The following is a 21,003-nucleotide window of genomic DNA, read 5'->3' as shown; positions in this document are numbered from 1 at the left end:
TGTCAATATTATGCTGGACAATCGCCAGTATCAAGAAGCTGCAACGATCATGGCACAACTGACACAGCTGTTACCGGATGATCTGGAACTTTTAAAGTTGAGACAGAAGCTTTTTCGGGAAATATCCGTTTAGGATATGTTCCAAGAAAAACGAACAGAAATGAATAAATGAAAGCTATCGAGGAGGGACGGTATGAGCCGAACAGTGAGAAAACAACTGCTGTCCATGGCAGATACATTGGCGGAAGCCAATCGTGCCATGAAGAAATATTTTCTGAAGACACAGGTAGATGAAGAAGCTGTCGTGACGCTGTTATCTGACTGTCAGGATGCAGCGGTAGCACTTGGAACAAGGATAGAGGAACTGTGCGGCGAGGAAACCGCCAGTGTCAAAGAATTGGAGGATTATTGTGAGAGCCTGTATCAAATGGCTCTGAATATCGGAAATCCCAGCCGTCGGAAAGAATTACTGAAGGTATTGATGGGACATGTGAAACAGGTGCGGTATTGGGTCGGTACCGATGTGCCGGATCGGCTGGAGGTGGTGTTTCTACCATATAAGGCATCTATGTGGGATAGTTTTGAAAGTATATATCTTGCAGCAAAAGCAGACGCAGATTGCGATGTATACTGTGTCCCAATACCATATTATGACTTGAACCCGGACCAGAGTATGGGACAGCTGCATTATGAAATAACCGAATATCCAGATAATATTGAAATGACAGATTGGCGCTCCTATGATATTGAAAATCAAAATCCAGATGTAGTATATATTCATAATCCTTACGATAATTATAACCGTGTAACAAGCGTACATCCTAGATATTATTCAGGAAATCTGAAAAAATACGTAGGGACACTTGTATATATTCCCTATAACGTAACGGGAGGATCGCTTGGAAAAATGCACCGGCGGCTGCCCGCATGTTTTAATGTAGATTACATAATCGCACAAAATGAGAGGCAAAAGATATTATATGCCCAGGAAATATCTTACAAGGTAAAAGCATTAGGTTCTCCTAAATTTGACAAAGTTATTAATCAGGTAATTACAGATGAAATGATTCCTGAAGAGTGGAAGCCTAAATTAAGGAATACAGTGCTTTTTCTCAACACAGGAATAGAGGGATTGTTAAAACATAATGAAAAAAGTCTGCTAAAAATTCAATATATCTTGAAAATAGCGGAGGAAGAAAATGTCACATTACTTTGGCGTCCCCATCCCTTGCTAGAGGCTACGATACAGTCTATGCGCCCAGAACTTTGGAATCTGTACTTAGAAACCATCGATAAATTTCACAGATATCAAAATGGTATTTTGGATCGTACCGGGAATGTAGAACTGGCTATAGGTCTTTCAGACGCCTATATAGGAGAAGATACATCCTCTATTTCTCATATGTCGGGGGTACTCGGAAAACCGCTTTTTTTTATCAGACAAGGTATTTTAAATGAACTGAAAGACATAGAAAATATAAAGTTCAACTGCTGCATAGCGGATGCGGCAGACCAGAACATTATATGGGCTTCCATGGCAAGCCGGAATGGTTTACTTAAGCTTACAAGAAATGGAGTGATTCAAGAGATTTATATCATTCCAGATGAGAAAGATAGAAGCAATTTATACAGTGATATTTTAATAAATGATAACAAGCTATATCTTGTTCCGCGTAATGCAAAGGAAATCGCCATATTTGATATTGCTGACAAAGAATTTACTAAAATTACATTGTCTAACCCAGAAAAAAAAGAAAAATTCAGCAAAGGCTATTTATACGAGAATAAGATTTATTTCATTCCCCGTATGTATGAAAAAATGGCAGTATTACATTGCGATAAAAAAACGTTGTACTATAACGGATCGTTAGTAGATGAGTTGAAAGAAATAACAGGTATTCCTAATGTTTTAGCCACAGCTAATGGATCTAGGCTGATCGGGGCAAGCATATATATTGCAGCCCCAAATAAGCCATATGTATTAGAATATAATATCAAATCAAATAAAAATATCATTCATAAAATCCATGGTGCTTTCAGTGGGTTCTGTTGTCTGGAAAATGTTTCCGGAAAGTTGGTTTTAGGATGTATGAATCGGTGTGAATTGTTTGTTTGGGATCCTTTCTCTGAAGAAGCATCTGTCATTATGGATTTTCCAAAGGAATGGAAAATGGATGAAAAGCTATGTTTTTGGGATATTTTGGAGAAAGACGGCGATGCTTATATTTTTCCGCGTACGAGTCCAATGATTTTAAAATTGACATTAAACAATTTAACACTTGCACCTTTAGAAAATGCATTTCCATTCTCGGTAGAGAAACGAAAGAATGCGTTCTTCAATCACCCCAATCATTTTCTTATGGTAAAAAAACTGATAGACGGAAGCATAGTCGTACAGGATGCAAATAGACACGGATTATCCGAATTCTACACAGATGGCACGTTTAAATGGACAAAAGTAAGTTTAAATGAGGAAGAGGAATTACAGATATTCGGAAAAATGTTTTCAAAATTAGGTGAAAACCTGCCATGGGGTATTTATGAAACAAGATATTATTCTGTCCGGCGTTTTATTTCATATGTCCGGCAGAACTTGCATGATAAGGAACGGCAGAAAGAAGCTTTTTCTGATGCGGCGGTTAATCTTGACGGAACTGCCGGAGAAAAGATTCATGAATATATTATGAGGAGGCTGTAAAGTAATGAAAGTATATCCGTTTAATAATAACAAAATTAGGAAATGGATAAAAGAGGGAAAGACATTTTATTGTTTTGGGGCGGGTGCAAAGCTTCGCTCCCTCTGCAATAAAATAGACGGTTTTGAAAATCATATTGCGTGCATCGCTGATAATAACAAAAAACTTTGGGGAACCTATTTTTCAACACCAAACCGTGAAATTATAATTGAAGACACCATGCAGATTATTCCTTCAACTCCAAATCATGTGGTACTGCTGACAACTTCTTTTTATAAGGATGTTGCAGATCAGCTTGAAGCCTCCGGCTATTGGAAAGACACAGAAAGGTCATATTTTTTTCCACATAAGGAAGAACTTCATATCTATCATTTTAACTGGTTATACAGCCGCTTAAAAATCAAAAAGAAGATTATTTTCAGAAGCGGGAATTATCATTATATTCCCGGATGGGATTACACAGATAATGCAAAAGCTTTGTTTGAATATATGATAAGGGAAGGTTATAACCAAGATTATCAGATGATCTGGCTGGTGCATGAGCCACATGATTTTCCTGAAATCAATAAATTTCATAATGTAAAGGCAATTTCTTATGAATGGCCAAAGACAGGCAATCTCATTCAGAAAATACGTTACTTTTATCATCTGCGTACAGCAAAATATCTTTTCTTTACAGATGCAATGTACTGGACTCGGTTTTGCACAGAAGAGCAGATCCGGGTTAATCTCTGGCATGGCAACGGATTTAAAGCAAAGAAAAATAAAAATGGTGCGGCTTTAGATGCGTACTTTGACTATACAACTGTTTCTGGTCCTCTTTACCTAAAGCTTCATGAGAAATATCTGGGATGCTCAATAAATAAAATATTCGATACAGGACTGGCAAAAGAAGATTTGTTGTTTATGCCGCCGGAAAAGGGTCTTGATGAGATTCTTGGTATTCCAAAAGCCGGAAAATATATTTTTTGGCTCCCTACGTTTCGTGTAACAGTACAAGAACTACAATCCCTGAACGAATACGAAATAGAATCAGAAACCGGACTTCCTGTATTGACAACTATGGCAAGAGTTGAGGAATTGAACAGTCTTTTAAGGGAACTGGATATTTTTCTGATTATAAAGCTACATCCGGTACAGGAGAATTCGGTTGTTACGAAGCTTGATCTTTCCAATATAAGAGTTTTGACCCATATAGACATTTCGCAGACAAGTTATCAGATCAACAACCTGCTTGCAGTCTCAGATGCTTTGATAAGTGATTTTTCATCAGTGGCGGTGGATTATATACTTAGAGACAAACCTCTGGCATTTGTCTTAGAGGATGAAGAACTATATAAAAAAAGCAGAGGATTTGTTTTTGACCCGCTAAAGGATTATCTTCCAGGAAAAGAGCTTTATAATTATGAAGACATGGAATCTTTTTTTAGAGACGTAGCAAACGGCATAGATCCCTCAGAGGAAAAACGGCATAAGATGCTGCCGTTAATGCACTCGCATCAAGACGGGAATAGCTGTAAACGAATTTTGGAACTTGTTGGGCTAGGACGCCCAGGAGAGATTTAAATGAAAATAACCTTATTAGAAAGACGAGAGTTTACTGACTATCTGAAGCAGTATGATTTTTTTAAACACTTTAAGAATAAAACATTTCTGATTACCGGTGCAAACGGTATGACAGGAACGGGTATCATAAAGTGGCTTCTGTTGGAAAATGAACTTCATGATGCAAATATTAAGATTTACGCATCGACACGAAAGCCAGAAGAACTTCCTGAATACATAGAAGATGGCGATTCAATTACATATTGTATGTTTGGTACTGAGGCAGATGTATTGAGAGGGATTCCCGTTGACTATATTATCCACGGCGCTGCACCGACCGCAAGATCTTTTTTTATCTCTCATCCGGTAGAAACTCTTCGGGTTATTGTGGATGGGACAGAAAGACTTTTAGAACTGGCATGCAGCAACAAAGGCTGCCGTTTTTTGTATTTATCTTCTATGGATGTATATGGAACAGTGAATTCCGAATATCCTGTTGAAGAGGAGTATACAGGTGCCATTGATAGCCTGAGTATCAGAAGCGGTTATCCCCTTGGGAAAAAGGCAGGCGAATTTTTATGCCGTGCCTATTGTGAAGAATATGGCGTAAATGCGGTGATCATCAGACCAGCATCTATTCAGGGTCTTTTCCAGCCATATCAAGAGGAACGGGTTTTTAATGAAATCTTACGTTGCATAGTAGAAAAGAAGGATTTGATATTAAAATCAGACGGCACTGTAAAAAAATGTTTTTTATACTCGTTGGATGCTGTTACGGCTGTGTTTACAGTACTTTTGAAAGGAACTTGCGGGGAAGTCTATAATGCTACAAATCCAGAAACATTCATGTCATTAAAGGAACTTGCAGAACATATTTTTCATAAATACAGTCCTGAATGTAAGATTAGATTTGATATTCAGGATGTAAAGACAACAGGATATCTTCCGGTATTTTCTTTCGTTCAGGATAATCAAAAACTGGAAAGTATCGGCTGGAAGCCGTTTAAAAGCCTGGATGAAATATATGAGGTCGATATAGAAAGATTCTTAAATAAAGGAGGCGCTTTATGAGAATAGCAGTAGGCGGTGACCGGTGTGGATTCAATTATAAAACGAAGCTGGTACAGTATCTGGAACGAAATAATTATGAAGTAAGGGATGTAGGAACACATGAGTATGTCCCTTCTGACAGCCCGGTATTTGCAGCAGATGTTGGAAGACTTGTAGCATCTGGAGAGTGTGACTATGGTGTTCTAATCTGTGCAACCGGAACCGGAATTGCAATTGCCGCAAATAAAATAAAAGGAATTATGTGCGGTATTGGATATGATGATGAAGTGACGAGAAAAATGCGTGAGCATAATGATGCTAATGTAATCGCTTTTGGCGCAGATCATATGAAGTATGAAGATGTAGAAAGGCGTATGAAGATATTTCTGGAGACTGATTTTACCGGTCAAAGACATCATCGCCAGCGAGTGGAACAAATTATAGCATTGGATAACGGAAAAACAATTCATCAGTCACCTCTTCTAAACCAAGACTGGAAGAGTACCGTTTAAGGAGGAAAACATATGACAGTTGCTGATTTTTTTATTGATTTTTTTATTGCTAATGGGGTAACGGACGTATTTGGATATCAAGGTGGAATGATTGCATACCTATTTGATTCCATGGGACGCAGACGGGAAGAAATTAATTATCATATATGTGCCACGGAACAAGGGGCTTCTCTTGCGGCATGTGGTTATGCACAGGCAAGTGGAAAGCCGGGGGTTGTCCTGTCGACGAGCGGACCAGGGTTTACAAATCTTCTGACCGGCATAGCAAATGCATGGTTTGACTCTATACCACTTATTTGCATATCCGGACAAGTAAACACAAAAGATAAACGGCGGCAGCTATCTATGAGACAGCTGGGATTTCAAGAAATATCAGCGCCTGTAATCGCCTCATCCATCACAAAAGCTGCTTACGAAATCGATACTGATACAGATATAGAAAAGTGCCTTAAAGATGCGTGGATTACAGCAGAAGACGGGCGAAAAGGACCCGTATTTATTGAACTTCCTATTAATATCTGCCGGAATGAGATAACAAGTGGGAAAACGATGCGTATCACTACAAAACATGAGCTTAGATATATAGAAGAACTTCCTTATTGTCTGTCAGAATTATTGAAAGCTGAAAAACCAGTTATGATTGCCGGAGCAGGCATATGTCAAGCCGGTTTACGTGAAGAGTTCCGAGAACTTGTGGAACTCCTTAAAATTCCAGTTATTACAACACTTCCGGCAATTGATTTATTGCCATCGGATAGCCCGTATCGAATCGGTTATCTAGGAGGAACAGCCCGAAGAGAGGCGGGAATTGTATTGGCAGCTGCTGATATGGTATTGACAGTGGGAACAAGACTGTGCGCAAAACAGATAGGATATAACCTAGACATGTTTGCACCCAGGGCAAAATTGTTCCGTGTAGATATTGATGAAAAGGAATTTGAACGCAGACTAAAGAAGGATGAAATCCAGCTTCACGTTGATCTTGAAAGTTTTATACAAGGATTTATTACGTTATTGAAAAAGGAAAAACTAGCTCATGGATATTCGGAATGGGTTTATAAATGCAATACTATGAAAAAATTGCTGGAAAAGAGTGATATAACATTTGGTAATCAGGCAATACGTAAACTAACAGATATTCTTCCAGACGGCTTTAACATTACACTGGATGTGGGCAACAATATGATTTATGGCGCACAATCTTCAGATATTAAAGAACACACAAGGATTTTTGTATCCGGCGGGTTCGGAGCGATGGGATATTCTCTTCCGGCAGCACTCGGCACGACAATTGGAAATTCACGACCAACATGCGTTATTACCGGGGACGGCGGCATGCAGATGAATATTCAGGAGCTCAATATAATCTGCAAAAAGAATCTGCCAATTAAAATATTTGTATTAAACAATCATGCACTAGGACATATTTTATTGTTCCAAAAAGCATATTTAGATGAACGCTACTACGCAACTGATGAAAAGATGGGTGATTATTTTTCTTGTGATTTTGTTAAAATTGCAGAAGCATATGGGATGCAGGCGCACAAACTGCACAATATAGAAGACATTGCTAATTATGAAAGTGCATTGACAAGTGATGCCCCAGTACTTTTTGAATTAGAGTATGAGGATTGTCCGATTCTTCCTAATATACATGGAGGGTGTGATTGTCTGACATCCGGTCCAAAGCTTAAGGATGAAATAGTGCACCAGATCAGAGATCTCGGATTCCCCTTTTTGAAAAGCAGTATATAGAAAGTAATAGGTTACAAAATGACAAGTAACATCTACAAAATACATAGGGAGGATTATATATGGCAGTTGTAGCACTTATCATTGCCGGCGGCAAAGGGAGCCGTATGCATCAGGATATACCGAAGCAATTTCTTACAGTAAATGAAAAACCTATTTTAATTTATACAATGGAGGCATTTCAGCATCACCCAGAGGTTGATGCCATTGCAGTGGTCTGCCTTAAGGGATGGGAAAAAATCTTGAAGGCTTATGCCAAGCAATTCGAGATTACAAAATTACAATATGTAGTCACAGGCGGAAAAAACGGACAAGATTCTATCCGAAACGGGGTATTTGAGTTGGAAAAACATTATAATGAGGATGATACTGTTTTGATTCATGATGCAATCCGTCCCTTGGTTTCTGCGGAAATTATTTCGGACTGTATTATAAAGACAAAGACTTTTGGTTCGGCAATTGCATCTATCCCATGTAATGAAGCGATTCTCCAGACTGAAGATGGCAAAATTTCATCGGGAAGTTATCCTCGGAATCTATTGCGGAGAGCACAAACTCCTCAAGGATTTCCAATTGGCAGGATATGCGATATTCATAGAAGGGCGCTTGAAGCCGGAATTACCAATTCCGTTGCTTCTTGTACTCTTATGATTGAGATGGGCGAACAAGTTTATTTTTCATCAGGTTCAGATAAAAATATTAAGCTTACTTCCATTGAGGACTTTGATATTTTTAAAGCTCTTCTATCAGTAAAAAGATCAGATTGGCTTAAATAATAAGGATCGTATTTCTGGTTTAATACTTATAACAAAAAATAAATATTTGCAGGAGGCAAAATAATGCAGTATGTTACTCAGACAATAGAAAACTTTAAAAATCTGGCAGAGACAATGGATGTCGTATTATTTGGAAGCGGCGAATACTGTATGCGTTTTCTCAATCGGATCGGAGACTTTACTGATAAGGTAAAATATATTTTAGATAATGGTGAGAACCCGAACAATAAATTGTACGGAATACCGATTGTTGCACCAGATACCTTAAAAGATATGGATCCCCTACATACATTGGCGGTTATTACTGCGGAAGATGATATTGTGAAATTATATGAACAGATACAAAAAATGGGAGATTTCACAATTATGGTACAAAAACTTATGATGCATGATATATTCCCAATAGTATCAGAAACTTTATATAAAAACCGTCATCATATAAAAACAGTTTCAGATCTTTTATATGATGATAAATCAAGAAAAATTTACCATGAAGTAATTAAAAGGCGCATTTTGTTCGGAACGTGCGATTTTTCTGACCTGATAGTAAAAGGAGAACGAGAATATCGTATTCCTTTCTTATATAGTGAAAACAAGCCAAAGGATGAAGTAATATTGGATTGCGGGGCTTATAAAGGAGATACATTAAAATCTTTCATTCATACCTTTGGACCTACTCTTAAAAGAATATACTCATTTGAATGTATGGAAGATTCATTGTGTGAATTGGAAAATACGGCATCTTGTATGCGGCATAAAAAATATGCGCCGGAGATTGTAATTATGCCCTATGCATTATCTGATCATGAAGATGTCATGTCGTTTATGAAAATATCAAATCAGCCGGCGGCGAGTCATCTTATGGAGAGTAAAAATTATGCGAAAAGTATTCACAGTGAAGGTAATTATGTTAAAGTAAATGTAAAAACAATAGATTCATTAATCCCAGAAGACGAAAAAGTAACCTATATTAAGATGGATATTGAGGGCGGTGAGTATGAGGCAATCTTAGGAGCAAAACATGTCATACAGAAAAATAAGCCGAAACTTGCCATCTCCATTTATCATAATGGAGAGGATTATTATCGTCTGCCGTTATTAATAAAAAAACTTGTACCGGAATATAAAATTGCAATCCGACACCATAAAAAGATTCATGTGGATACAGATATGTATTGTTGGTGTTAGATATTTGTACTGGAGCTGCAGGATAAAGAGTGAAAAACAGCTTTGGCAATATTTAGTTACTGGTTCACACGGTATCTTGCACTACGCTGCAAGGTGCCCGACCAATGAAGTGATGTCCTATAAAGTTTGAAGATCAGCCCCAGACTACTGGGGCTTGATTTATAAACATCATATTCCGCATAATCACTCTTTATCCTGCAGTCTTTTGACTGTTTCCATAAACTGCTCTTTATTTTCTCCGGGAGTTTCTTTAGGACGTCCTAAATCTTCTCTTGATGATATTGCTATCTGAACCTCAAGAAATACATTCTCTTGCTTTTTCACAATTTTTCTTAATTCCTGTTTTAGTTCCTCAGAGGAATCCACTCTTGCTGCATAGGAATAACCGGAATCCAAAGCCAATTGCTCATAAGAAAAGTTTCCGGCTCCTGTCGGCATTCCTCCTACAGATTCATGGGCTTCGTTATTCAGACATATGTGGATCATATTTTTTAAAGACATCTGCCCTAAAAATGCCAGATTTCCCATATGCATCAGCAACGCTCCGTCCCCGTCAAGACAATAAATCCGCTGATTGGGAACATTGGCAGCAATTCCGGCAGCAATTATGGAAGCATATCCCATTCCGCCGACCGTCATAAAAATACGTTCATGTCCGCCGTATATTTTCTGGCTTTGTTCGTAAACCTCTCTGGATATCTTTCCCGTTGTGCTTACAAAACAGCTTTGATCATCTGCAGACTCCAAAATAATCCTGATTGCTTCCTCTCTGCTCAAGGAGTACGCATTTTTATAAGTAATCTGATCTTCGTTTTCTAAAAAACCTTTTTTTATAACTAATGCATATTGCCTGTGATCATCTATATGTTTTTTCGCCATAGTAAGAATGTTTTTTAAATCTTCTTCTGTCGTTTGTGCATCCAGTATAGAATATGCAATCTCCAGCTCCCGCAAAAGACTTTCTGTAATCTTTCCCATAAACTTATGCTGCGGCTCGTCCTTCTTTCCCGGTTCTCCCCGCCATCCGACAAGCAGCAGCATCGGAATGCCGTAGACATCTGAATGCGCCAATGAAGTGATTGGATTGACAATATTTCCGATCCCGCTGTTTTGCATATAAACGCATCCTGCCTTGCCTGAAGATAAATATTCCCCTATTGCCAAAGCAACGGCTGCACCTTCATCTGCAGTTGTATAATGCCTGATTTCTTTTTCTTTATTAAAATCATCACACAATATCTTCAATGTTGAATCTGGAACGCCAGCATATAATTCTATTCCGATATCTTTTATATACTTTGTAAATTTTTTTGCTTTCATCATTCATACCTTTAATCTTGTTTGCGGAATAATAATTGTCTGAATAATCATTTCGGCTGTTTCGTCAATTTTTTCATACGGAACATACTTTGGTAATTTGACAAGAAATGCGTTTTCTACTTTTTCTAATAAAGCATCCGTATATACCAGCATTCCGTCTATTACGTCTTCTACCCCGTCCAGAGCAATAGATTTCCTGTTTGCTTTTCTCATTTCTTCCATGGAAAAAACGGACTCGTCAATATATGCCTTCTGTTCTGCGCCGTCAACAACTACCGGATAGCCGCCAATTTCTCCAAAGGCTCCGGGTGAAAATAAACGTTTTGTATTCTTTTCCCGTATTGCTTTTAAGATCGATTGGATTATGGCAAAATTGCTGGATGCATTCATCATATTCCTTTTTGCATCTGTAGGCATCGGAATCTTACAGTCTATAAACAGTTCATCTTGGTTCAGCAAAAGCTCTCTGCCCTGATAAAATATCCTCAGAAGCTGAGGAATGCCCTCTGTATGTCCTTCCTTGCTGATCACCACATCATGAAAATGTGCGGTTGCAAACATAACTTCTATGTTCCAGTAATCCTTTATTCCCTCTTTCTTAGCAGCTGCAAATTGAATCCTTGGAATTAAATGGTTCAAGTTTCCGCTTCCAAAATCAGGATATGACTTTCCCGCTGATTTTAACCATGGAATCACCGCATCAGAATAAGAAGTATTAATCACTATCGCGTTTATATCCGCCAGTTTATATGCCTCCATAATATTTCTGATATATTTTATTGCCAAAGGCGTCCAGATTCCATAAGCCCGGATGGCATTCCAGGAAATGCTTCCGTACTTCAAACCAGAATATGCCCGGCTTGTGTTGATAATAAAATCAGGCTTATATTTTTTCATAACCTGTCCTAGCTGGTCTATATTGTTAAAATCTATATTGTTTTCAATTAATACTTCTGATCGGTTTTTCCCGCGTATTAATGCACCGATTCTTACAATGTTTACATCCATTTCCATTTTTTCCAGGGTTCTGCCAACCACTACAACTTGAAAGCATTCTCCTGATCCAAGCAGATAATCCAAAAGATAAGTCCCTACACTTCCAAGACCCAAAATCATAACTACCGGTTTTTCTGTTTTCTCACGCAGGCAATTTAATTTCATTTCCAAGCATTCCATAGTTCTTACCATTCCTTTCTTTTTAAATAGCTCTTAAATTGAAACAATAAAAAGAGGGTTTTAAAACTTATAATATGATGCTGTATTATGACTGGTTCTTTTTTCTTCTGGAGGCAGTTTCATGTAATCACCGTATTCTTGGCTCAGCCACCCGTCATAATCTGCAGGAGCAAGAAAATAATGCCCTTCAAACTCCAAGTCTGTCAACTCTGTAAACCATTCTTTTTTTAGACCCCGCTTCTGCGGAAAAGTAAGCGCCCTGAAGTACTTGCTTTTTTTTTCGCTGACCAGATGTGACAAAATTTTTATTCCAAAAACAGGCACACAGCGCGGAATCCGTGCCAACACTGCATACCATACTCTAAGCTTCTTTTCTGGAACCACTTTAGCTCCCACCGGAGACCAAAGAGTTTTTCTGATTGCAAAACACAATTTGTCATGTATGTTTCTCATCCATTTTTGGTTCGGTATACCGTCAGAAATAAAAATATCCAAAAACACTCCGTTTTTCATTCCCAAATGCGTTTGTCCGGTACGGATGTATACTGTATCCTTTCTCAGAAGCTTCGCATATCCCCAACGGTATTTCGGATCACTTTCAAAATCTTGCAGAAAAAAACGGGTGTCATCCAACTCCTGCTTGCAGGCTTCTTTAAATTTTTTATATTCTGAACGCAGCATTCGGATATCGACATCATCATCCCAGGGAATAAACCCCTTATGCCGGACTGCTCCAATCAGGGTACCTCCGCAAAGATTATATTTTATATGGTTTTTCCTGCAGATTCGATCTATCTCTACCAGCAATTCAAGCTCGATCATCTGCATTTTACGTAACGTCCCGGCATCCATCTCCATAACCTGTTCCATATCGTCACCCGCCTTATTTGTTACTTAATCTTTCTTTGATATAGGTTGTTGATATTTCTGGAGTTCTCGGAAAATAAAGTACTTCGCAGTATTCCTTTAAAAAATCAAATTTTCCTTCCCAGTCATCCCCCATGACAAAGGTATCAATATGATATTCCTTTATATCCTGACTCTTTTGTTCCCACGATCTTTCTTCAATTACCAAATCTACATACCGGATAGCCTCTAATAATTTTTTTCTTTCTTCAAAAGGGAAAAAACATCTTTTGTTTTTTTCCTTAAGATTAAATTCATCCGTAGATAGCGCTACGATCAGATAATCACCTTGCTTTTTGGCTTTTTCTAGTAGATTGATATGCCCATAATGGAGCAGATCGAATGTCCCATATGTAATAACTCGTTTCATTGTTATTCCTCCAAAAGCTTATAGGAAGATACAGTATGATGTATTTTCCTCTTCTCAACAGGCGGAAGCTCCATATACCTAGATCCAAAAGCCTCCACTAACCATCCGTCATAATCCTTAGGCGCCCAAAATAAATGCCCCTCAAACTCCAACTCTATTAAATCCGTATGCCATTCTCGTTTTAGCCCGAATTTTTGTATTTTTTCTCCATCGTTAAAAATATTTTTATCTGATTTTAGTCCCATACAGCATACTCTTTCTGCACCACGTTCATCATATCGGGAAGCCAGACTATCAAATAGAAAAAACGGTAGTTTTGCAGGCAGAAAGCTTAACAGACGAAATCCAATCCGCTGCCATCGCTTCTCACACAGCCTTGCTCCCACCGGTGACCACAATATCTTCCGGCACACAAAGGCAGTCTTGTAATATATTTTCTTAGAAATCAGCTTTGTAGGGATACCATCCGAAGGAAAAACATCTATAAACACTCCCGTTTTCTGTTTTAACGTTTCTTGTCCTACCCTGACGTATTCCGTTCCTTTTCTCAACATCCTTCCAAATTCCCAGCGGTACCCCGGATCTGTGTCATGGGTTTGCCAGAAAAAGCGCGTGTGATCCAGTTCTGTTTTACATACTTCACAAAATCTTTTATATTCACTGCGCAGCATTCTCACATCAATATCATCGTCCCACGGAATGAACCCTTTATGCCTCACCGCTCCCAGTAGAGTTCCTGCGCAGAGATTGTATTTAATTTCATGTTTTCTGCATATCCTATCCAATTCAACCAACATTTCCAATTCTATCCTCTTCATTTTTTTTAGATCTTGCTGATTGATTTCTATTTCTTGAAACATTTTATTCCTCTTTCCTGCATATTGCTCTGATTATAGATGGATCTTCGCTCCCATATGGAGCAAATCCTCTGGACTGAACAATTTTCTCAATGAGAAAACCCTCTGCTTTCAAAGTTTTTTCCAATTCGTTGATGTCAATAAAACGCCTTGCATGGCCTTCATAACGAAATGTATTTTTTTCAATTTCTTCTCCTATGCCAAAGCGTTCGTCCTGGATACTTCTCGCTTCAATAAAAAGGAGACCTCCCCTTTTCAGGGAATTATAGGCGCGTCTTATAAAGGCCTGCTCCCGATTCGCTGAAATGGCATGTAAGGAAAAACGGCTGTACAGATAATCAAACGCGTTTTCATGTTTTCCTAAAAACGTTACGAAATCCCCTTCCATCGCCGTTATTTCAGGAGATATCTGGCTGATCATACGAATCGCTTCCGAAGATAAATCCACTGCCAACACTTTATGATTACGCGCCGCAAAAAACAGACTGTCCCGCCCTGATCCACATCCGAGATCGACCACCGTGCTTTCTGGTTTCATATACTGCTCCATTTCAACAGCAAATAAGCTTGGCTCACCGTTTTCTTTCTTTTGGCTGTATACTGCATTCCAATACGCTGTATCATTCCATACCTTACTTAAATCCAAATGGGAGACCGGAGCATGCGCCAGTCGTTTTTCTCTGGGCGGCGATACCATATAATTTCCATATAAATAGGTAAGGCATTCCTGATAGTCCCGGCTTCCCCAAAGGCAGAGATTTTCAAATTCAAACCGCCTACGTTCTTCTATCCATTCACGTTTAAAACCGTAACGTTCTTTAAACGGTTTTTTTCTCTTTCCCCAATGTTTCCCCGGCGCTGTGAATAATAGACAGCGGACTCTTTCCCTCTTTTTTTGATTGCTTAATCTTACCAACTTATCGTAAATCCCATATATTTTTTCTTTTGGTATTATAGAAAGAGCTGTATACCCTGCTCTTTTGAATGCTGTCTGTTCCTGTCGGCTTCCTACTTTCGCCCAAAGACATTTCCGCAAAACAAAGCATAAAAAATCCTGAGCTATCTGTAACGGTAAGGAGCCCGGAACTCCATCTAAAGGAAAAATATCAATAAAAACACCGCTTTTACATGCAATATGTTCTTGTCCCACCCTGATATATGTTGTGTTCAGATTACGCATCTTCGCATATCCCCAAAGATATTTTTCATCCGTTTCATGATCCTGCAAAAATAAAGGAGCTTTCAAATATTTCTGGCAGCAAACTTTAAACTTCTCATAGTCTTCCCGCATCATCAGTATATCCGCATCATCATCCCAGGGAATATACCCCTTATGACGAACCGCGCCCAGTAACGTTCCATATCCAATGCTATATTGGATATGATATGTATTGCATATCATATCCACCGCTGACAAAAGTTCCAACTGAACCTGTCTGATAATTTTTCGCTCTTCTTCCGTAATTGGAATCTCACGCATATCATTGCTTCTCCATTCTTTGTATGATTTGCTCTAATATTTTTTTCCCGCAGGTACCATTGGCATTGGCGACAGACATCTGCGCATAGTGCATTCTCTCATCTTTCTGTGGGTCAGTCTCATGACAGACATTTTCTATATAATCTTCTATACAAAGTCCGTCCTCTTTAAAATAATTGGAAAAATAATCACAAAATACAATCTTTTGTCTGTTTTCTGCGGTTCCTTTTAGAAGATAGGTCGGTTTTCCAGTATAGGTATATAACAGAACTAGTGAACTATAATCACTGATCATTGCATCTGAATATAAAAACGCATGCTTGTACTCTTCTTCAAAGTCCAGTACAGCATTTTCCGAATGTTCTATCAGACTGTGCAAATCATCAAATCTTTTTAAAGCCTCTGGCTTCATGGAAATGATCGTATTTCTCAGAAGCGGATGTGGGCGCCAGATCAAACCACATTCTGGTCTGCTTATAACCGACCGGATGATCTTCTCTATCTGGTCTATCCAGTTTTTGTTATTTAAAAATGTATGAATGCCGGAATTTAAAAGAAATACTACTCTTCCCTGCAAGCGCTCGTTCCAATTTTCCAGACAGCCTTTCTCTTGTTTCATTAACTTTTGTACATAATCAATTTTCGGACTTCCCAGCGGCAATAATTTTTTTTCTTCAATTTCCCAAAATTGAAATGCTTTTTTTTGATTTTCATTTTGTACGATAATATAATCTGCATTAATAGATCCAGGTGTTCTGCAGCCTGCCATATTTTCCAATTTTTTACAATATCCAGATAAAAAGTACGGCAAATAAACTAAAACTGCTCCAGTTTTCTTTAAATTGGCAGAAAAATAAGCTGTGTCTATCTCTGTGACCTTGTTCCAATTATCATATGGGTTATGAATAAAAATGATATCTGGCTGTTCTTCTTCAATATGATACTCTCTGTAATCGAGAATATCATATTCTCTCTTCAGATAATCGCCCTCATAGACTTTCTCTATTTTTGTGTTATTTTCGTCTTTATTAAAATATGGAATCGGTACAATCTGACAAATAACATCATCTCTGTCTTTGGCTGCCAGATAAACACTTTCCATAGAGTCCCACATAGACGCCTTATATGGCAAAAATACTATTTTATATTCTGTTTGGCATTGATCAGCCAATATCAGGATTTTTCTTAACTCCTGACTGGCATCATACAATGGTTTTTGAATACCTTCTCCTTCTTCCACGGCCCTGTAGATCAGATACAAATGTTCGCAAAACTGCTCCAGGCAGGTGATAATTTCCTCGGTTCCGTCTGCTTTTTCAATCGTTCCGCCCATCTGTATGGTCATATTCTGCATCTGAGACAGAAATTCTGTCAAAGTCTGCGGATCTGTCAGTTGTTTCAATAATGGAAGACTTTTTTGTAATATTGGAATTTGTTCTTTTATCCATTTTTTTATAAAATACCGCATGTATTCTTTCCCCATTCACATGTTTGATAATCCTCTCTGGTGTTACAGTTTACCCATTGATTGATTCCTACTGAAAGTACATCTTTTTTTCTAAAATATTTTTGTATCAAAGAAAGATTCGTACCCTTCCATTCCTCTTCAGATATTTCCCCCAAAATGCTTTTCAGACGTTTTATATCGCAAAATTTCCACATCTGTGCAGAATTATATATTTCTAAAATATTTCCAGGCATTGTAATCCCATAATGGTCAGGATCAAAGGCATAATGCCATCCTGCCTCCGTCCGATAGACCACAACCGCTTTTTTTGACACAATCGGTTCATAGTTGAAAGTAAAACAGTCCTGATGCACTCCTTTTAATCTTCGATAATCCTCTTCTCCAACATACAGATCTCCCTCTGTAAAGAAAATCTCTTCCACGTGTTCTTGCTGTAAGCAGGTCTCTAATCCAAGTTTCAGACTATATGCTGTCCCATAATCCCTGTAATGCGGATTTTCCAAAAATACAATTTTATCTGTCAGATCCGCAAAATAATTTTGTACATAGCATTGAAACGCTGAATATTCATATCCGCCTACAATAACAATACGGTCATACTCTCTGTTTTGATCTAAAACATGATATATGAGCGTATGTTCTGGTCTTTCTTCATAATAAATACATTTCAAATGCTTTTTTGAATAACCCTCGTTAAACCTGCTGGAAATTCCTGCTGCTGTTACAACCAAACATTTCATATTTCCATACCTTTCTTATATGAACCCGCACACATTTTCAGACCTTCTTCCAAAGTTATTTTTGGTTCCCAGCCGGTTCTTCTTTGCAGCTTTTCTGTAGAAAGAATCCTTCTTTCAGGATCCGACTCTCTGTATCCTTCAAATACAATATCATACTGTTCTATATGAAGAACCTTTGCGCATCGCTTCACCAGGTCCAGAATCGTCACTTCCTCCTGTGTCGCTACATTATATACGGTTCCATCCAGAGCGGACTCATGATCAATGACTGCAAGTACGGCATCGCAGCTATCGCTGTTGTGCAAAAACGTTCGTCTGTTTTTCCTGGAATTTTCCAACAAAACAACCCGCCTGTTCTTTGCCAGACTATTCATAATATGTGGGATGATGTGCTTTGGATATCGCTCATTCTTGCTGTACACATTAGCAAAACGCATAGAACAGCCTTTGATCTTCCCCTGATCCACTGCATCCTTCATAAAAAATTCTGTCAACAGCTTTCCGGCGGCATAACTGGTTCGCTGGCTGTTTTCCGCGGTCGCCATCAAGATATAGTCATCCTCTCTGACTCCATTTTCGCTCCAGGACTGCATAGAATAAACTTCTGAAGTAGAACAGTTGATAAATGCATCCGCGTTCACTTCTATTGCCTGCTCCAGAAAATTTTTCATTCCCTCTACGTTTGTCTGATAGGTTTGATAAACATGATAGAAATGCTCTGTATGCACTACAGCAGCGCAGTTAACATAAACAAGCTTTTTGTAAAACCTGCTTTTTTCCAAAACCTGGTTTCTTATATCCATCATTTCTTTTTTTGAATTCAAATCCATTTCATAAAATTTAAATTCAGACTTGTCCAGAATATCCCTGACCGTGTCCAGAGAAGAAGCGAAAAAATTGTCAAAACCAATCACATGATCTCCGCGTTTTATCATTTTTCTTGCCAGCTCATTACCGGTCATTCCAGTAACGCCGCTGATTACAAAAAGTGTACTCATCTTTCTCCCTCCACCGGAATAAGGGAAAGGATATCCTTAATTGGCATACATTTTTCTCCCGCTTCCAGACATCTCTCATTTTCCAAAATTAGTTTTGCTACGTTCTGCATTGCCGGAAATGCCGCCCGTAACATTTGGTTTGCATAAATGACCATATTTACGCCATGCTGTTTTAATTCCTCCTCGTAAACAGAATCGAAAGTCGTAGGAACTACTACAATCGGCGTATTTGTATCTTCCATTCGGAACTGGTCACAAAAAGTAAATATCTCATCTGGTTCCTTTTTCCTGGAATGAATCATGATTCCGTCAGCGCCGGCTTCCACATATGCCTTTGCCCTTTTCAGAGCGTCCTGAAGACCTTGATCCAGAATCAGGCTCTCTATCCTGGCTATCAGCATAAAATTACTGGAGCTCAGCGCTTTTTTACCCACTTGGATTTTTTTGCAAAACGATTCAACACTGTCCTGATGCTGTTCTACATCATTCCCCAGCAGTGAATTCCGTTTTAATCCGATCTTATCCTCAATAATTACGGCTGACACTCCTGCTCGTTCCAGGGAGCGTATATTATATGCAAAATGTTCGATCTGTCCCCCTGTATCTCCGTCAAAAATAATCGGCTTTGTCGTAACTTCCATAATTTCTTCCACTATCCGGATACGGGAAGTCAGGTCCACCAACTCAATATCCGGCTTTCCCATTGCAGTCGAATCACACAGACTCGAAACCCAGATACCATCAAATTTTCTGCTTTTCCCATTTTTGCGAACAGATGTTTTTTCTACCAGAAGAGCGCTAAGCCCATCATGAGCCGCCATGATTTTTATCATATTTCCCATCTGAATATCATGCCGCAGCCGTTGACGGCGCACCTCTGGAAGCCCTCTGATATCTCTCATGGATTTATTAAATAAATCCATATTCTCCGTATGGTAATAAGGAACCTCCACAATTTTTCCGCCCCATTGTTCCAGTACTTTGGCGGCACAGGCCTTTACTTCCGCCTGATATCCTTTATTCCAGTTGTCTCCGTGAATCACGTAATCCGGACGCAGCATTAGAAGATTATCATCGTAATAAATGCTTTTTTGTTCTACCACATGTTCGACTCCCTTGATTTCACTGATAATCTTCATTCGCTCAACCAAAGGAATGATCGGATACTTTTCATAGAGCGCCACACATTCATCACAAAGTACGCCCACCGTAACTTCTCCAAGCTCCGCAGCCTTTTTAATTACATTTACATGCCCCGGCTGCAAAATATCTGTTGATATGCATAAATAAACTTTCTTCATCTATATTCCTCTCTTTAACCGGGTCTTGTAAAATTCATCTACCTGATCCGAAAAGTGTTTTATAGTTTTTTTAACATCGTAAGGAACTTTTTTTAATTGAACCTCCTCCGTTTTAAGATCCATTAAAGCATACGAAGCATATGGACTATGATCTCTTGGCTGCCCTACTGATCCTGGATTTAAAAATAAGACTCTCTTTTTATTTCTATATGCAGGATCTTCATTCTCGTAAAACACGTCAAAGCAATGGGGATAGTGAGAGTGCCCTGAAAACACGTAATCGTATTCTTTATAATTTCCGTGTATGTTTTCCGGAAAAATACTTGTCCAGAGCGTATTATCCAGACTTCCATGTACTGCAAGGCATTTTTTTACTCCCAGCCTAAATGGTTTTATTCCGGATGGCTCCAATTTTTCCAGATAATCTCTGGATTTACAGTTCAGAATAGATGATGTGTATTTTGCACTTTCAATTCCTCTTTGAGAAGAGAAGCCAGTAAACGTTTCTGTCAAAATGGCGTTCTCATGATTCCCCCATAAATTTATCAGTATTTTCTCTTCTGGCAGTTCATCCATTAACAGTTGAATCACTTCATTGGAATGCGGACCATAATCGATCAAATCTCCCAGCAATATAATTCCGGATACATTTGTCAAATCCTCTTTGTACAGCACTGCTTTCAGCGCCTCCAAGTTCCCATGTATATCCGATAAAATTAAAATCATCTGTCCCTTCATGTGATCCTATGCCTTCCATACTCTCTGTTTTTGCCGCAGCAGCTCCAGATCGTCTGGAAGCAGCGGTAAAAGTTGCTCAATGACTCCGGCAGCTTCTTTTGCCTGACCTTTTTTCAACATGTCTTCAATC

18 protein-coding genes are annotated in these 21,003 nt (G+C 38.6%); 7 read left to right on the top strand and 11 right to left on the bottom strand.

Annotated features, from left to right (window positions below):
* Positions 1-193 precede the first annotated feature (193 nt).
* From NFS18_RS16570 to NFS18_RS16540, 7 genes are all read left to right on the top strand, one after another.
* Positions 194-2,698 (top strand): hypothetical protein, encoded by a 2,505-nt coding sequence (locus NFS18_RS16570; protein ID WP_251392336.1) that lies wholly within the window; start codon positions 194-196, stop codon positions 2,696-2,698.
* Between the two features lie 4 nt (positions 2,699-2,702).
* Positions 2,703-4,262 (top strand): CDP-glycerol glycerophosphotransferase family protein, encoded by a 1,560-nt coding sequence (locus NFS18_RS16565; RefSeq protein ID WP_251392335.1) that lies wholly within the window; start codon positions 2,703-2,705, stop codon positions 4,260-4,262.
* Positions 4,263-5,312, top strand: a complete 1,050-nt coding sequence (locus NFS18_RS16560; RefSeq protein WP_251392333.1) for an NAD-dependent epimerase/dehydratase family protein — start codon at positions 4,263-4,265, stop codon at positions 5,310-5,312. It begins immediately after the preceding gene.
* Positions 5,309-5,803, top strand: a complete 495-nt coding sequence (locus NFS18_RS16555) for an RpiB/LacA/LacB family sugar-phosphate isomerase (protein WP_251392331.1) — start codon at positions 5,309-5,311, stop codon at positions 5,801-5,803. Before NFS18_RS16560 ends, NFS18_RS16555 begins: the two co-directional genes overlap by 4 nt.
* Before the next feature lie 12 nt (positions 5,804-5,815).
* Positions 5,816-7,558, top strand: a complete 1,743-nt coding sequence (locus NFS18_RS16550; RefSeq protein WP_251392329.1) for a thiamine pyrophosphate-binding protein — start codon at positions 5,816-5,818, stop codon at positions 7,556-7,558.
* A 59-nt stretch (positions 7,559-7,617) separates the two neighbouring features.
* Positions 7,618-8,331 carry an IspD/TarI family cytidylyltransferase gene (locus tag NFS18_RS16545; RefSeq protein ID WP_251392328.1) on the top strand — a complete coding sequence of 238 codons (714 nt, stop codon included), beginning with the start codon at positions 7,618-7,620 and terminating at the stop codon, positions 8,329-8,331.
* A gap of 63 nt (positions 8,332-8,394) precedes the next feature.
* On the top strand, positions 8,395-9,519 hold the full coding sequence (locus NFS18_RS16540; RefSeq protein WP_251392326.1) for an FkbM family methyltransferase: 1,125 nt from the start codon (positions 8,395-8,397) through the stop codon (positions 9,517-9,519).
* Between the two features lie 183 nt (positions 9,520-9,702).
* Here NFS18_RS16540 and aepY read toward each other — a convergent pair whose 3' ends face one another.
* The 11 genes from aepY to NFS18_RS16485 form a co-directional block, all read right to left on the bottom strand.
* On the bottom strand, positions 9,703-10,842 hold the full coding sequence (gene aepY / locus NFS18_RS16535) for a phosphonopyruvate decarboxylase (protein WP_251392324.1): 1,140 nt from the start codon (positions 10,840-10,842) through the stop codon (positions 9,703-9,705).
* Positions 10,843-12,000, bottom strand: a complete 1,158-nt coding sequence (locus NFS18_RS16530) for a saccharopine dehydrogenase NADP-binding domain-containing protein (RefSeq protein ID WP_251392322.1) — start codon at positions 11,998-12,000, stop codon at positions 10,843-10,845.
* 75 nt (positions 12,001-12,075) lie between these two features.
* Positions 12,076-12,885 (bottom strand): LicD family protein, encoded by an 810-nt coding sequence (locus NFS18_RS16525; protein WP_251392321.1) that lies wholly within the window; start codon positions 12,883-12,885, stop codon positions 12,076-12,078.
* A 13-nt stretch (positions 12,886-12,898) separates the two neighbouring features.
* Entirely contained in the window at positions 12,899-13,291 is a 393-nt protein-coding gene (tagD, locus tag NFS18_RS16520; protein ID WP_251392319.1) for a glycerol-3-phosphate cytidylyltransferase, read from the bottom strand.
* A gap of 2 nt (positions 13,292-13,293) precedes the next feature.
* The gene (locus NFS18_RS16515; RefSeq protein ID WP_251392315.1) at positions 13,294-14,151 is read right to left on the bottom strand and encodes a LicD family protein; all 858 of its coding nucleotides are present in this window, start codon (positions 14,149-14,151) and stop codon (positions 13,294-13,296) included.
* A gap of 1 nt (position 14,152) precedes the next feature.
* A complete protein-coding gene (locus tag NFS18_RS16510) occupies positions 14,153-15,628 on the bottom strand; it encodes a LicD family protein (RefSeq protein WP_251392314.1) in 1,476 nt (491 codons plus the stop codon).
* A 1-nt stretch (position 15,629) separates the two neighbouring features.
* Entirely contained in the window at positions 15,630-17,096 is a 1,467-nt protein-coding gene (locus NFS18_RS16505) for a CDP-glycerol glycerophosphotransferase family protein (RefSeq protein WP_251392313.1), read from the bottom strand.
* Entirely contained in the window at positions 17,081-17,836 is a 756-nt protein-coding gene (locus tag NFS18_RS16500) for a DUF6564 domain-containing protein (protein ID WP_251392312.1), read from the bottom strand. The genes NFS18_RS16505 and NFS18_RS16500 overlap by 16 nt, the downstream gene beginning before the upstream one ends.
* Entirely contained in the window at positions 17,833-18,834 is a 1,002-nt protein-coding gene (locus NFS18_RS16495; RefSeq protein WP_251392310.1) for an NAD-dependent epimerase/dehydratase family protein, read from the bottom strand. Before NFS18_RS16495 ends, NFS18_RS16500 begins: the two co-directional genes overlap by 4 nt.
* The gene (aepX, locus tag NFS18_RS16490; RefSeq protein ID WP_251392308.1) at positions 18,831-20,135 is read right to left on the bottom strand and encodes a phosphoenolpyruvate mutase; all 1,305 of its coding nucleotides are present in this window, start codon (positions 20,133-20,135) and stop codon (positions 18,831-18,833) included. The genes NFS18_RS16495 and aepX overlap by 4 nt, the downstream gene beginning before the upstream one ends.
* A complete protein-coding gene (locus tag NFS18_RS16485; protein ID WP_277613680.1) occupies positions 20,136-20,861 on the bottom strand; it encodes a metallophosphoesterase family protein in 726 nt (241 codons plus the stop codon).
* Positions 20,862-21,003 lie beyond the last annotated feature (142 nt).

The sequence above is a fragment of the Mediterraneibacter agrestimuris genome (assembly GCF_943193195.1).
Taxonomy (GTDB): Bacteria; Bacillota; Clostridia; order Lachnospirales; family Lachnospiraceae; genus Schaedlerella; species Schaedlerella agrestimuris.
This window is presented reverse-complemented; position numbering and strand designations above follow the sequence as displayed.

Coding starts and splice junctions, on each gene's coding strand:
- NFS18_RS16570 (WP_251392336.1), top strand. CDS start 194: ATGAGCCGAACAGTGAGAAAACAACTGCTGTCCATGGCAGATACATTG.
- NFS18_RS16565 (WP_251392335.1), top strand. CDS start 2,703: ATGAAAGTATATCCGTTTAATAATAACAAAATTAGGAAATGGATAAAA.
- NFS18_RS16560 (WP_251392333.1), top strand. CDS start 4,263: ATGAAAATAACCTTATTAGAAAGACGAGAGTTTACTGACTATCTGAAG.
- NFS18_RS16555 (WP_251392331.1), top strand. CDS start 5,309: ATGAGAATAGCAGTAGGCGGTGACCGGTGTGGATTCAATTATAAAACG.
- NFS18_RS16550 (WP_251392329.1), top strand. CDS start 5,816: ATGACAGTTGCTGATTTTTTTATTGATTTTTTTATTGCTAATGGGGTA.
- NFS18_RS16545 (WP_251392328.1), top strand. CDS start 7,618: ATGGCAGTTGTAGCACTTATCATTGCCGGCGGCAAAGGGAGCCGTATG.
- NFS18_RS16540 (WP_251392326.1), top strand. CDS start 8,395: ATGCAGTATGTTACTCAGACAATAGAAAACTTTAAAAATCTGGCAGAG.
- aepY (WP_251392324.1), bottom strand. CDS start 10,842: ATGATGAAAGCAAAAAAATTTACAAAGTATATAAAAGATATCGGAATA.
- NFS18_RS16530 (WP_251392322.1), bottom strand. CDS start 12,000: ATGAAATTAAATTGCCTGCGTGAGAAAACAGAAAAACCGGTAGTTATG.
- NFS18_RS16525 (WP_251392321.1), bottom strand. CDS start 12,885: ATGGAACAGGTTATGGAGATGGATGCCGGGACGTTACGTAAAATGCAG.
- tagD (WP_251392319.1), bottom strand. CDS start 13,291: ATGAAACGAGTTATTACATATGGGACATTCGATCTGCTCCATTATGGG.
- NFS18_RS16515 (WP_251392315.1), bottom strand. CDS start 14,151: ATGTTTCAAGAAATAGAAATCAATCAGCAAGATCTAAAAAAAATGAAG.
- NFS18_RS16510 (WP_251392314.1), bottom strand. CDS start 15,628: ATGCGTGAGATTCCAATTACGGAAGAAGAGCGAAAAATTATCAGACAG.
- NFS18_RS16505 (WP_251392313.1), bottom strand. CDS start 17,096: ATGCGGTATTTTATAAAAAAATGGATAAAAGAACAAATTCCAATATTA.
- NFS18_RS16500 (WP_251392312.1), bottom strand. CDS start 17,836: ATGAAATGTTTGGTTGTAACAGCAGCAGGAATTTCCAGCAGGTTTAAC.
- NFS18_RS16495 (WP_251392310.1), bottom strand. CDS start 18,834: ATGAGTACACTTTTTGTAATCAGCGGCGTTACTGGAATGACCGGTAAT.
- aepX (WP_251392308.1), bottom strand. CDS start 20,135: ATGAAGAAAGTTTATTTATGCATATCAACAGATATTTTGCAGCCGGGG.
- NFS18_RS16485 (WP_277613680.1), bottom strand. CDS start 20,861: ATGATTTTAATTTTATCGGATATACATGGGAACTTGGAGGCGCTGAAA.